Origin of the sequence: Cellulomonas sp. JH27-2 (assembly GCF_014837175.1) — a bacterium.
Classification (GTDB): Bacteria; Actinomycetota; Actinomycetes; order Actinomycetales; family Cellulomonadaceae; genus Cellulomonas.
In genome coordinates, this window is record NZ_JACYFR010000001.1 from 31,505 (window position 1) to 43,942 (window position 12,438).

Annotated in this window: 13 protein-coding genes; 4 read left to right on the top strand and 9 right to left on the bottom strand. The window is 72.7% G+C overall.

The window, feature by feature from the left end:
• Nucleotides 1–242 precede the first annotated feature (242 nt).
• Both rplL and rplJ read right to left on the bottom strand, forming a co-directional pair.
• On the bottom strand, nt 243–632 hold the full coding sequence (rplL, locus tag IC607_RS00200; RefSeq protein ID WP_191784997.1) for a 50S ribosomal protein L7/L12: 390 nt from the start codon (nt 630–632) through the stop codon (nt 243–245).
• A 96-nt stretch (nt 633–728) separates the two neighbouring features.
• Nucleotides 729–1,259, bottom strand: coding sequence for a 50S ribosomal protein L10 (gene rplJ / locus IC607_RS00205; protein ID WP_191784998.1), 531 nt, complete (start codon nt 1,257–1,259; stop codon nt 729–731).
• A gap of 324 nt (nt 1,260–1,583) precedes the next feature.
• Here rplJ and IC607_RS00210 point away from each other — a divergent pair, with 324 nt between their 5' ends.
• Both IC607_RS00210 and IC607_RS00215 read left to right on the top strand, forming a co-directional pair.
• The gene (locus tag IC607_RS00210; protein ID WP_191784999.1) at nt 1,584–2,000 is read left to right on the top strand and encodes a DUF4383 domain-containing protein; all 417 of its coding nucleotides are present in this window, start codon (nt 1,584–1,586) and stop codon (nt 1,998–2,000) included.
• Between the two features lie 7 nt (nt 2,001–2,007).
• Nucleotides 2,008–2,685 carry a hypothetical protein gene (locus IC607_RS00215; protein WP_191785000.1) on the top strand — a complete coding sequence of 226 codons (678 nt, stop codon included), beginning with the start codon at nt 2,008–2,010 and terminating at the stop codon, nt 2,683–2,685.
• A 157-nt stretch (nt 2,686–2,842) separates the two neighbouring features.
• Here IC607_RS00215 and IC607_RS00220 read toward each other — a convergent pair whose 3' ends face one another.
• Genes IC607_RS00220 through IC607_RS00230 form a run of 3 tightly spaced genes read right to left on the bottom strand, consistent with a single transcriptional unit; the run spans nt 2,843 to nt 6,584 of the window.
• Nucleotides 2,843–5,446: a CHAT domain-containing protein gene (locus IC607_RS00220; RefSeq protein ID WP_191785001.1), complete on the bottom strand. Its 2,604-nt coding sequence runs from the start codon at nt 5,444–5,446 to the stop codon at nt 2,843–2,845.
• Nucleotides 5,447–5,454: 8 nt separating this feature from the next.
• Nucleotides 5,455–5,958: a carboxypeptidase regulatory-like domain-containing protein gene (locus IC607_RS00225; protein ID WP_191785002.1), complete on the bottom strand. Its 504-nt coding sequence runs from the start codon at nt 5,956–5,958 to the stop codon at nt 5,455–5,457.
• Entirely contained in the window at nt 5,955–6,584 is a 630-nt protein-coding gene (locus IC607_RS00230; protein WP_225224273.1) for an RNA polymerase sigma factor, read from the bottom strand. The genes IC607_RS00225 and IC607_RS00230 overlap by 4 nt, the downstream gene beginning before the upstream one ends.
• A gap of 331 nt (nt 6,585–6,915) precedes the next feature.
• Here IC607_RS00230 and IC607_RS00235 point away from each other — a divergent pair, with 331 nt between their 5' ends.
• Together IC607_RS00235 and IC607_RS00240 are read left to right on the top strand one after the other, a co-directional pair.
• A complete protein-coding gene (locus IC607_RS00235; RefSeq protein WP_191785004.1) occupies nt 6,916–8,691 on the top strand; it encodes a peptidase S32 in 1,776 nt (591 codons plus the stop codon).
• 61 nt (nt 8,692–8,752) lie between these two features.
• Nucleotides 8,753–9,556: a hypothetical protein gene (locus tag IC607_RS00240; RefSeq protein WP_191785005.1), complete on the top strand. Its 804-nt coding sequence runs from the start codon at nt 8,753–8,755 to the stop codon at nt 9,554–9,556.
• A 134-nt stretch (nt 9,557–9,690) separates the two neighbouring features.
• Here IC607_RS00240 and rplA read toward each other — a convergent pair whose 3' ends face one another.
• The 4 genes from rplA to secE form a co-directional block, all read right to left on the bottom strand.
• Nucleotides 9,691–10,410 carry a 50S ribosomal protein L1 gene (rplA, locus tag IC607_RS00245; RefSeq protein WP_191785835.1) on the bottom strand — a complete coding sequence of 240 codons (720 nt, stop codon included), beginning with the start codon at nt 10,408–10,410 and terminating at the stop codon, nt 9,691–9,693.
• Nucleotides 10,411–10,615: 205 nt separating this feature from the next.
• Nucleotides 10,616–11,047 (bottom strand): 50S ribosomal protein L11, encoded by a 432-nt coding sequence (gene rplK / locus IC607_RS00250; protein WP_191785006.1) that lies wholly within the window; start codon nt 11,045–11,047, stop codon nt 10,616–10,618.
• Nucleotides 11,048–11,129: 82 nt separating this feature from the next.
• A complete protein-coding gene (gene nusG / locus IC607_RS00255) occupies nt 11,130–11,948 on the bottom strand; it encodes a transcription termination/antitermination protein NusG (protein WP_191785007.1) in 819 nt (272 codons plus the stop codon).
• A gap of 80 nt (nt 11,949–12,028) precedes the next feature.
• Entirely contained in the window at nt 12,029–12,316 is a 288-nt protein-coding gene (gene secE, locus IC607_RS00260; protein WP_191785008.1) for a preprotein translocase subunit SecE, read from the bottom strand.
• Between the last annotated feature and the right edge of the window lie 122 nt (nt 12,317–12,438).

Sequence of the window (12,438 nt, forward strand, 5' to 3'; positions counted from 1 at the left end):
GCATACTCAGCCCGTGGGGGAAAGTCCACCCCCGCCGACGGGCCGGGCCGCGCCGGACGTCACCGCCCGGTGGACGACCTCGTCGTCGTCGGGCGCCATGGTGGCACAAGTCACGGCGCGCGCCAAGCCCAGGGCGCCGCTGCCGGCCGGTCGCCGGGGGGACGACGAAGGCCCGCACCCCAGGGGTGCGGGCCTTCGGTGCGCTCCGGTGCTCAGATCACGCGAGAGCTCCGGAGCTCAGATCACTTGAGGGTGACGGTCGCGCCGGCGCCCTCGAGCTGCTCCTTGGCCTTCTCGGCCGTCTCCTTGTTCGCGCCCTCCAGGACGGCCTTGGGAGCGGCGTCCACGAGGTCCTTGGCCTCCTTCAGGCCGAGGGACGTGAGAGCGCGCACCTCCTTGATGACCTGGATCTTCTTGTCGCCGGCGGCCTCGAGGACGACGTCGAACGAGTCCTTCTCCTCCTCGGCCGGGGCGTCGGCGGCGCCGCCACCAGCGGCGGGGGCGGCAACGGCGACCGGGGCGGCCGCGGTGACCTCGAAGACGTCCTCGAACGCCTTGACGAACTCGGAGAGCTCGATGAGGGTGAGGCCCTTGAACTGCTCGATGAGCTCGTCGGTGCTGAGCTTCGCCATGAGAGGCGTCCTTTCTTCGGTGCCAGGCAGCGGGGTCGTCCCGCGCCTGCGCAGGGTGTGGGTGTGCGCGGTGCGCGACCTCGGCAGGAGCCGGGATCAGGCAGCTGCGGCTTCCGATTCCTGCTTCTGGCGCAGGGCATCGATGACACGGGCGGCCTGAGCGGTGTTCGCGGTGAAGACGTAGGCAGCCTGGTAGAGCTTGGCCTTCATCGCACCGGCCGCCTTGGCCAGGAGAACCTCGCGGGACTCGAGGTCCGCGAGCTTGGTGACCTCAGCAGCGGTCAGGGCGCGTCCGTCGAGGACACCGCCCTTGATGACCAGTGCCGGGTTCGCCTTGGCGAAGTCACGCAGACCCTTGGCGGCCTCGACCGGGTCGCCGTTGACGAAGGCGATCGCCGACGGGCCCGCGAGCGCGTCGTCGAGGCCGGTCAGACCAGCGTCCTTGGCCGCGATCGCGGTCAGCGTGTTCTTCACCACGGCGTAGGTTGCGTTGCCGCTGAGCGCGACGCGCAGCTGCTTGAGCTGCGCGACGGTGAGCCCGCGGTACTCGGTCAGCACGGCCGCGTTCGACTCGCGGAACTTGTCCGTGAGCTCTGCGACTGCGGCTGCCTTGTCCGGCCTCGCCATGGCAATCCTTCCAGTGGTGGTGCCACCGGTCCTGGTCCCCACAAACGAAAGAGCCCCGCGCAGGCGCGGGGCTCGCATCCGGATCGCTCCGGGACGTGAACTCTCACCTGCGCTGGCCTCCGCGTGCTGCGGGACTTCGGGCGGTCCGACGAATCGGGCCGACGACCGGCGGTCTTGGGCTCGTCCAGCGTACGTGACATCCGCGCGACGACCAAATCGCCCGCCACGCGCCGGGCCGGACCCATCCGCACGCGGCTCGGCGTCGAACCACGTGCGACCGACCCCGGCCGTCGCCGGGATCCACCGCACGGAAGGCCACATCCCATGAGCCAGTCACCGAATCGCCTGCTCGGAGCCGTCTTCGGCACCGTCTACCTGCTGGTCGGCCTCGCCGGCTTCTTCGTCACGTCGGGTGTCGCGTTCGCGGCGACGACCGGCAAGGCGCTGATCATCTTCGACGTCAACCCGCTGCACAACATCATCCACCTGCTGATCGGTGCCGCCCTGCTCTTCGCCGCCACCCGGTCGGTGCCGGCGGCGAAGGGTGTCAACACGACCGTCGGGGCCGTCTACCTGCTGGTGGGCGTCGTCGGCCTGTTCTTGGTGGGGTCGAGCGCCAACATCATCGCGCTGAACGGCGCGGACAACGTACTGCACCTCGCGAGCGCCGTGCTCCTGCTGGGAGTCGGCCTGGGCGCGGACAAGGTCGCGAGCACCACGGCCGGCGCACGGACGGCGTGACGTCCCGATGACCATCGCCCACCCCCTGCGGACCGGCGCGGGCCCGCGCGCGGCGGACCACACCGCCCGCACGACCCCGCCGGCCCCTGCGGGCGTAGCCGGTCTCGTGGCGGCCGAGGGTGCCGGTGCCGAGCGCACCGGCGCCCTCGCCGCCCGGACGTGGGCCGCGGACGCCGCGCTCGGCGCCGGCCTGGTCCTGTTCGCACTGGGCGCCGAGCACCTGGGCGACCACGTGGTGCTCGCCGCGATCCTGATCACCTGGGGCGCAGCCGAGACGCTCTGGGCGGTGCTCGCGCTGCGCGGTCCCGCACCGCTGCCCCGGTCCGCGCTCGCCGTCCTGCTGGTGGGCGCCGCCGGATGGGTGGTCGTCCAGCCCGCCACCCGGACGACGATCGGCACGGCCGACCTCGCCGTCGTCGTCCTCCAGCTCGCGGCCGCGATGCTCCTGGCCGCACGCCTGCGCGCAGGTCGCGTCGGCGCGGGTCGCGGGAACCGCGCGACCGGCGGAGCGGCGACACCGGTCGCCGTGGGCGCCGGACGCCAGCTCGCCGTCATGGCCGCCGGCGCACTCGTGGTCGCCACCGTCACGGTGCCCGGCCTGGCCGCCACGAACGCAGGCGCCCACGCGGTGCCGCACTCGGAGCACTCCGTCAGCTGGCTGGGTGGCGGCCACCACCACGGATGATCCATCGTCGTCGGCCCGCCATCGAGCCACCGCCTCGCTGACGCCGCAGGTCAGCGGGGCGGTGCTGTACCCCCGGTGTACCCCCGGCACCCCAGGGTCCACGAGTGCAGCCGGAACCTCCGGCTCGGACGTGACCGTCGGCGTCCCGGCCGGCGGGTCAGACCGGGGCGCCGAAGCAGACGAGCGGGACGAGGGCGCCCGTCGCGTCGCGGTCCTCGCTGGTCGCCTGGGCGAGCGCCCGAGCGACGGGGACGTCGTCGCGCAGCAGCTGGTGCGTGCGCGTCATGACCCGCCGCGCGGTCTCGTCGGGCAGCGGCGCCAACGCCGCGACCACGCACCCGACGCCCTGGCGCAGCAGCACGCTCGCCATCCCGAGCGCCTCTCCCCCCGCGCGGATGCTGGCGCGGCCCACCTCGCAGGACGACAACAGCACGAGGTCCGGCACGGACCCGCCCGTGTCGAGCTCGTGCGCGAACAGCGGGCCGTCGGCCAGTCGCACCGACGAGAACAGCGGGTTGTCGGGCTCGTGCCGACCGTGCGCGGCGAGATGGACGATCCCGGGAGACGCGAGCAGCTCGATCATGCGCGCGACGGTCGCGTCCTCGCCGACCACCGCCTCTCCCCCGGGCCACAGGTCGGCGACCTCGCGGACCTCGGCCTCGGCGTGACGCAGGCCGGGACCGGCCGCCGCGCGGATGCGCACCGGCGGCAGGGCGGCCGAGCCGGCGTACCGCATCCAGTGGTGGACCGACGGTGCGACCACCGTCGACGAGCCGATCCGCGACGGCAGCAGCGACCAGGGCAGGACCCCCAACCAGCCCCCCGCGACCACCACCAGCTCGCCCGACGAGGGCAGGACCGGCGACAGACTCTCCTCCAGGCGCGCCAGGCACGCGTCCAACGACCTGTCGGCGACCGCGCGCAGCTCGGCCGGGACCAGCGGGTTCGCGACGACCTCGAGGTCGGCGTGCACGCGTCGCACCTGCTCCGCCACGTGGGCCGCGGGACCGAGCTCGTGCAGCGTCGCCACCCGGCCGTCGACGAGGACCGCGACCAGCTCACCCCGGTGCTCGACGACGTCGAGCAGCACGACGTCGCCCCGCTCGCCGACGGCCTCGACCACGGCGGGCGCCCGCGGAGCACGCTCGGCCCGCGCGCTGCCCTGCTCGTGCCACGACCGGGCCAGGATCTCGTGCTTGAGGCGACGCTCCTCACGCAGGTGCTGCACGCGGACCGGGTCGCTCGCGGGCAGCGACGGCGCGGCGCGACCTTCGTCGACGAGCCGGCGCAGCTGCCACAGCAGCGTCGCGGTCTCCGGGTCGGACGGCGGCCGCACGCGCGGCGACCCTCCGATCACCGCCCGCACCCGCTCGGTCGCCTCCAGCACCGCACCCGCCCGCTCGGTGCTCAGCGCGATCTGCATGTCGAGGTCGGCGAGCGCCGACCCGTGCACCGCACCCGCCGTACGCAGGTCCAGCGAGCCGAACCGGGCGCGGTGCATCTCGAGGTCCTGCTGACCGGCCCGGACGTGCTCGCCGGCGCTGATCCGCTCGCCGGCCGCGAGCGCGAGCATCGCCCGGATGCGCCGGCCGTGCAGGCGCACGGGCAGCGGGTCGTCGGTACGCACCGGGCCCAGGTCCTCGAGCAGGCCGCCGGGATCGGGCATGGCACCACGCGCGATGTCCGCCTCGATGCGGACGTAGGCGGCGGCGTCCTGCCACACCCGCCGCCCGGTCTGTGCGCACAGGTGCTCGAGCTCGGTCGCGCGACGCGCCAGGGCCGTCCAGGCCGCCCGCGTACCTGCCGGACCTGCGGCGAAGTCGGCGGCGTCGGCCTGCAGCCCCAGCAGGGCGGCGCGCACGGCCCACGCCTCGTCGCCGCGCCGGCGGAACCGCCGCCGCGCGGACGCCGCGAAAGCCCGCGCCGCGGGAAGGTCGCCGCGCAGCAGCGCGCACTCCGCGCGCCCCAGCTCGCACTCCGCGACGTCGCGGGTCAGACGACGTCGCGCGAACATCGCGGCGGCCTCGGCGAGCGTCGCGTCGGCGACGCTGACCAGACCCGCCTCGAGCAGGACGTCGCTGCGGTCCCGCAGCGCCGTGGGTCGGGGCGGTCCGGGCAGCGAGCGCGCCGCCTCCTCCATGCTCGCGAGCGCCTCAGGCAGCTGACCGGCGTAGAAGTGCACGTACCCGAGGTTGTGCTCGGCCTTGAACCGCAACAGCTCGAAGCCCCCCTCGCCCGCCCGACGCGCGCACTCCGTGAGGTCGGCGCGCGCGAGCGTGATCTCCCGGCGTTCGAGCTGCAGCACGCCGCGGTTGAGCAGGGCTCGGCAGACGTCGACGGCATCGGCCACCGCGGAGGCGTCGACCGTCGCCGTGAGCAGCCGCAACGCCTCGTCGTGCCGCCCCGCTCGCACCGCGGCCAGCCCGCGCATACCGTCGACCGCCGGCCGCAGACCGGGCCAGACGTCAGCCGCCCCCGCAGCCAGCATCGCGTCGAGCCGCTCCTCCGCCACGCGCGTCCGGCTGCCCGTCTCCGTCTCGCTCTTGGCCAGCTCGGTCAGGGCCCGCGCGCGGACGCGCACCACCGCCTCGGCACGATCCGCGGGGTCGATGCCGTCGAGCTGCTCGAGCGCGACACCCAGGCGACGACGCGCACTCTCCGGACGCCCTTCCGCGTTGTCCCTCTCGGCACGACGAACCGCCCCGACGACGGCGTCGAGGGACGACGGCCCGGCGGCCGCCGGTCCGTGCTTCGCGGGCATGGGTTCCTTTACAGCTCGATCTGAGGCGTCACCACGGGGACGGTGGGCTCGGACAGACGACGCAGCACCAGCCTGGCAGGTCCGCGCTCGATGTCGACGAACGAGAACCGCCCGTCGTCGTCGGAGATCGTGGAGATGACCTCCGCGCCCTGGTGCAGCTCGACGTCGATGGCCTCGGCCGGGGCGGCCCAGCCGTCGACACGCACCCGGCCGGCTTCGGCGTGCACCGAGATCATGACGGTCAGGACGTCGGTCGTGAACGTGATCGTGCCGGCCTCGATGCTCGTCTCGTCGGTGCGCACCGCGAGCGCGAGCTCGCCGTCCAGGCGGAGCTCGGCGACGTCCGCGTGCAGCGCCTCGATCGTCAGGGCCATGCCGATCCGGTCGACCAGGCCCGCCGGCACGGGATCCGTGTCCTCGACCATCCGGGCCAGGCTCTCGAAGACCTCGCGGTCCAGCTCGTCCAGCACTCCTGCCGCCAGGAGGGCGACCGTGGCGTCGTCGTTGCTCATGACAGGCTCCAGGTGGGGTCGGCGTCGAGGGCGGCGCGCAGCTTGCCGAGGCACCGGCCACGCGTGGGGCCGATGCTTCCGACCGGCATCCCCAGCGCCTGGGAGACGACCGTGTAGTCAGGGCGTTCGACGAGGGCCACGAGCCCGAGCAGCTTGCGGCACCGGTCCGGAAGCGCCCGCACGTGGTTCCACAGCGCCTGGTCGCGCTCGCTGCGGACCGCGACCGAGTCAGGCAGGTCCTCGACGGGCGCGGTCAGCCACTCGGTCGCGTTCTCGTCGGCCGCCTGCCGCACGTGCTCGTCGCGGCTGCGCCGGACCGAGCGCCAGGCGGCGCGCTTGGCGGTGACGAGCATCCACTGCAACGTGGCGCGGGGGTCGCGGATCTGCTCGATGTCCCGCACCAGCGTGAGCCACACGTTCTGCACGATGTCTTGGGCCTGCTCCGGGTCGGCACCCTGCGCCCGCACCGTGTGCCAGAGCAGCGGGGTCATGACCTGCACGAGCGCAGCGAGCTGGCCGCGGTCTCCGGCTCGGTAGGCCAGCACCGCTCGGGCGGCCTGGTCGGCCAACCCATCCCCCTGGTCGCGGAGCGCGGTGTCCACCGGCTCCACCAGGTCGTCACTCATCATGGAACCCCTCACAGCGGGCCTCGTCGGGCGGCCGCCCTGCTCAGACTAGGGCGACCCGGATGACCCGGACAAGGAACGGCGCGCAGCCCGGGTGCCGGTGCCCGGGCGGCAGCGCGGGCAGGCGGCATGGACAGACGCTCCTCGACCAGGAACGCCGGGAAGGAGCACGCACCCGGCCACCAGATACATGCAGTCCACGATCTCTGCCCTCTTTCTTGCGCCGCGGTGTATCTGGGCCGGTCGTGCGCGCTCCTGACCTGGTGCCGCACCCCCGGGAGACCGCGTGCAGCACGCCCCGTTCGAGCCCGACGCCAGGAGAGACCGCGAGATGAGCGAGCACGAGAGCGCCACGCCGGCGGACGCCGCCGACCAGATCCGACCGACGAAGCGCCGCGTGGAGGATGCCCTGCTGGCCAGGCCCGGTGTGGTCGGTGTCGACATCGCCGAGAAGTGGTCCGACGGCCGTCCGACCGGTCAGCAGGCGATCGTGGTGCACGTGGTCGCGAAGCGCGACCACGGTGACCTGGGGGCGGACGAGCTCGTCCCGCCGTCGTTCGACGGCATCCCGACGGACGTCGTTGCCCGGGTCGTGCGCCCCCTGTCCGTCCAGGAGTCCGACCCGCCGCAGGTCGACGACGAAGGACCGACGACGCGCCGGCGCACGCGGCCGCTGGCCGGCGGCCTCAGCTTCGGTCCCGCCGACGCCGTGACGATCCCCGTCGACGGGATCGCGCAGCGCCGGACCGTCAACGGGACGCTCGGCGCACTCGTCGTCGAGCGTCACACGGGGCGCCTCATGGCGCTGACCAACTGGCACGTGGCGGCGGGCGACGGGCTCGAGGACCTCGGCAGCACCTGGATCCAGCCGGCCCTCGCCGACGACGGCGACCCGCGCTCCGACCGCGTCGGCGCGCTGGTGCGCGGCACGCTCACCGACCGGATCGACGCCGCGCTCGTGGCCATCGCTCCCGGAGCGCCGTGGCTGCCTGGGATCGTGGGCATCGGTGCCGTGACGGGTGCCGCGCCCGCCGTCACCGGTACGACCGTCCGCAAGAGCGGGCGCACGACGGGCCTGCGCACGGGCGTCGTCACGTCCGTGGACTACACGACGTCGGTGGACTTCGGCCCGGGGATCGGCTGGCACACCCTGCGCGATCAGGTCCGCGTCGAGCCCGAGGCCGGCGGCCAGGCTTTCTCGGCGGGGGGCGACTCCGGGTCCGTGGTGGTCGACGAGGAGGGGCGCGTCGTGGCGTTGCTGTGGGCCGGGGAGGACGACGGCAGCTTCTCGGTGGCCAGCCCGATCGCGGTCGTGCTCGACACTCTGGGGATCGATGTCCTCGACGTCCGCACGGCCCGGGCGCTGCTGGCCGCCCAGGCGCGTGCCGCGCGCGCCCGGAAGGTGCAGGCGATCAGCCCGTGGGCGGCGTCGCTGCCCCCGATCTCGTCCGTCTACCGGGGTGTCTCGACCTGGGGCGCGCGGCCGCCCGCCGGTGCGCGGAGCCGGTCGGCTGCAGCCCGGCCGACGTTCCGCCCGACCTGGACGTCGTCCCCTGCCGCGGGTGCGGCGTCGTCCGACGGTGCGGCACCGGGTCGGCCGACGGGGAGCGCTCGCACGCACGACGGCGCGTCGACGGAACCGTTCACCGAACCTTTCACGGAGCCCTTCACCGAGCCGTTCACGGAGCCGTTCACCGAACCGTTCACCGAGGCCCTCGGGACCAACCCGTTCACCGAACCCTTCACCGAGCCCTTCACCGAACCGTTCACCGAACCGTTCACCGAGGCCCTCGGGACCAACCCGTTCACCGAACCCTTCACCGAGCCCTTCACCGAACCGTTCACGGAACCCTTCACGGAACCGTTCACCGAGGCCCTCGGCACCAACCCCTTCACCGAACCCTTCACCGAACCCTTCACCGAGCCCTTCACCGAACCGTTCACGGAACCCTTCACCGAGCCGTTCACCGAGTCCGCCGGCACCGCATTCACAGCGTCGCTCGCGTCCGCCTCGCCGCGCACGCAGGCCCGCGTGATCGCGGCGATCCGGGCCCGGGAGATCTTCTGGGCGGGCTTCATCGCCGCGGCGACGCGACGAGCGCGGTGACGGACCGCACCAGCCGGCCCGTCACCGCGGGCCGGCGCCCGCCCACCGACAGGAGAGGACGATGACGATCCCGACCACGTCAGTCGACGACACCGACCTGGTGCCCGTCCCGCTGCGGCGGAGCCTGCGGCTCCTGCCGGGCGACGGCGCAGCGGTGCACGCTGCACGGCCCCTCGTCCGCGAGCTCGAGGACCTCACCGACGCCATGCACGAGCGCGGTGCCACGGCGCGCTTGCGGTCGGACCTGGTGGACCTGCTCGGGTGCTGGGCACAGGCGCTCGTCGGCCTGCACCGCAGCAGCGTCACCATGCTGACGCCTGTCGGCGAGCTGCCCTGGGTGCTGGCCGACGGCCTGCCGGCGTGGCTCGACGAGCTCCCCCGTGAGGCGGGGCCCGTGTGGGCGGTCCGCGCTCACCCGGCGATCCGGCGGGCGCTCGACGACACCCGCCGGGCCTGGTCCGCGGTCCAGCTGACCCACGGTGACCCGACCGGCGACGCCGTCGACGTCACCCGTTCGGCCGCCGAGGTGGAAGCGCGGCTGACACCGACCGGATCGGCGCGGGCGGGCGTCCTCGGCGACCCGCGCTGGGACGTCGCGACTGTCGTCGACTGGCTCGCGTGCGCGCTCGATCCGGCGCTCGACCCGGTGTGGGGCATCGACCCTGCCGCGACCTTCGTCGCGCGCTACCGGGCCCACGGCGGTGACGCGCTGCCGTCCCGCGCGATGGCGGCCGCCCGCACGCTGACGACCGCCGTCGAGTGGACCGCTCAGCTCGCGGTCCTGCAGGAGCCCGACGAGGAGGAGCTCGCCTGGCTCGCCGGGCTGTGGGGACGCCCGCTCTCGCTCGTGGCGCCCGGGGGCTGATCCGCAGGGGGGACCAGACCGCGGCCCACGTCGGACCGACGCAGGCAGGCAGGCAGGCAGGCAGGGTACGACGAAGGCCCGATCCGCAGGGGGGATCGGGCCTTCGTCGTACGTTCAGCCGAGCGTGACCTGGATCAGGCCGCGTCGTCCTCCGACGTCAGGTTCCGGGTCTTGTTCTGGTCGAACAGGATGCCGGGGCCGTTCGTGGTCGAGATCGTCGCCTTGGCGATGTAGCGACCCTTCGAGGCCGACGGCTTCAGACGCAGGACCTCGTCGAGAGCGGCAGCGTAGTTCTCCACCAGCTGGACGTCGGAGAACGACGTCTTGCCGATGATGAAGTGCAGGTTCGCGTGACGGTCCACACGGAACTCGATCTTGCCGCCCTTGATGTCGGCGACAGCCTTCGCGACGTCCATCGTCACCGTGCCGGTCTTCGGGTTCGGCATCAGACCACGCGGGCCCAGCACCTTGCCCAGTCGACCGACCTTGCCCATGAGGTCGGGCGTCGCGACGGCGGAGTCGAAGTCCGTGTAGCCCTTGGCCACCTTGTCGATGAGCTCGTCGCCACCGACCTCGTCGGCGCCGGCCGCGCGGGCCTGCTCGGCACGCTCACCCGTCGCGAAGACGATGACGCGGGCGGTCTTGCCCGTGCCGTGGGGCAGGTTGACGGTGCCACGGACCATCTGGTCCGCCTTGCGCGGGTCGACACCGAGGCGGAAGACCACCTCGACGGTCGCGTCGTACTTGGTCGTCGACGTGGCCTGGGCCAGACGAACGGCCTCGAGCGGGTTGTAGAGCTTGCCCGCCTCGATCTTCTCGGCGGCGTTGCGGTACGCCTTGCTGTGCTTAGCCATCTGCTTGTTCTCCTTGTCAGCAGTCGTGGTCTTCACGGGCCGCACTGGCCCTGCCACTGGAACTTCTTGCTCAGTCGGTTCGTGCTTCGTTCTCAGTCGGTTCGGCCCGTCTCGGACGTCGCCTTGCCCACTGTTCCTTCTTCTCGGGCTGACCGCCGCTCCGTGATCGGCGGAGGCGTCGCCCCCACCGATCACTGCGCTCTGGTCAGCCCTCGACCTTGATGCCCATGGAACGCGCGGTCCCGGCGATGATCTTCTCGGCCGCGTCCAGGTCGTTCGCGTTGAGGTCCTCGAGCTTGGTCGAGGCGATCTCGCGCACCTGGGCGGAGGTCAGCGTCGCGACCTTGACCGTGTGAGGGGTCGGCGAGCCCTTGGCCACACCAGCGGCCTTCTTGATGAGCTCGGCGGCCGGCGGCGTCTTGGTGATGAAGGTGAACGAGCGGTCCTCGTACACCGTGATCTCCACGGGGATGACGTTGCCGCGCTGGGCCTCGGTCGCCGCGTTGTACGCCTTGCAGAACTCCATGATGTTGACGCCGTGCTGACCCAGCGCCGGACCGATCGGCGGCGCGGGGGTGGCGGCGCCGGCCTTGATCTGGAGCTTGATCAGGCCGGTGACCTTCTTCTTCGGGGGCATGATGCCTTCCGTTTCTTCTTCGTGGACCGACGCCGTGGGCGATGACCCGGTTGCAGGACGCCCCGGGACCGGGGCGTGACAGTCAGATCTTGGCGACCTGGCTGAAGGCGAGCTCGACCGGGGTCTCCCGGCCGAAGATGGAGACGAGGACCTTGAGCTTCTGGTTCTCGGCGTTGATCTCGGAGATCGTCGCGGGGAGCGTGTCGAACGGGCCGTCCGTGACGGTGACCGACTCGCCGACCGTGAAGTCGACCTGGATCTTGGGGGCCGCCTTGGCGCCACCGGCCGCGGCGGCGGGCGCCTTGACCTCGAGCGTCGGGGCCAGCATCGAGAAGACCTCGTCGAGCGTGAGCGGGACGGGCTGGTGCGTGTGGCCGACGAAGCCGGTCACGCCGGGCGTGTGACGGACGGCGCCCCACGACTCGTCGGTCAGGTCCATGCGCACCAGGACGTAGCCGGGGATCCGGACGCGACGCACGACCTTGCGCTGCGCGTTCTTGATCTCCACGACCTCCTCCATGGGGACCTCCACCTGGTAGATGAAGTCCTCCATGTTGAGGCTCTGCGTGCGGTTCTCGAGGTTCGCCTTCACGCGGTTCTCGTAGCCCGCGTACGAGTGGATGACGTACCAGTCGCCGAACTGGCTCTTGAGCTGCGCCTTGAACGCCGCGACGGGGTCCTCGTCGACGTCGGGCTCGTCGGCCTGCTCGTCCTCGTCCGCCAGCTCAGCCTCGTCCGCCAGCTCAGCCTCGTCGGCCTGCTCGGCCTCAGCCTGCTCGGCCTCGTCGTCCTCGTGCTCGGGCGCGACGTCACCCTCGGGCGCCTCGACGGCCTCGACCGACGCCAGGGCGTCCTCGAGCTCGGCGGCAGCCGGCGTGGGCTCCTGCGACTCCTGCGACACGTACGAACCTGCTTTCTCAGCGTGTGGTGCGGGGCGATGCCCCGCGTGTGACGACGGACGATGTCTGCCCGTGACGGCGGTCAGCCGCCGAAGACCCAGAAGGTCAGCTTGCCGATGGCGAGGTCGACCACGGTCACGAAGGCCATGACGACCGCGACGAACACGAGGACGACCGACGTGTAGGTGATCAGCTCCGAGCGCGTCGGGCGGACGACCTTCTTGAGCTCGGAGACGACCTGGCGGAAGAACAGCGCGATGCGGGCGAACAGGCCGCGCTTGGCGGTCTTGCTCGCGCCCTTCGACGAGTTCGACGACGGCGTCCGCGGCGCGTCGGCACCCGGCGCTGCGGAAGCTGCGGTTTCGCTCACGTCTGGCCCCTACGTCTCGTCGTGGTCGATCCCCCGTGCGGGGGTCGACGCTGCGGTCAGGCCGACGCTTCGCGCCGGACCGTCCGGCGGTCCTGCTCGCGTCCGCCCGGGAACTGCGAAGT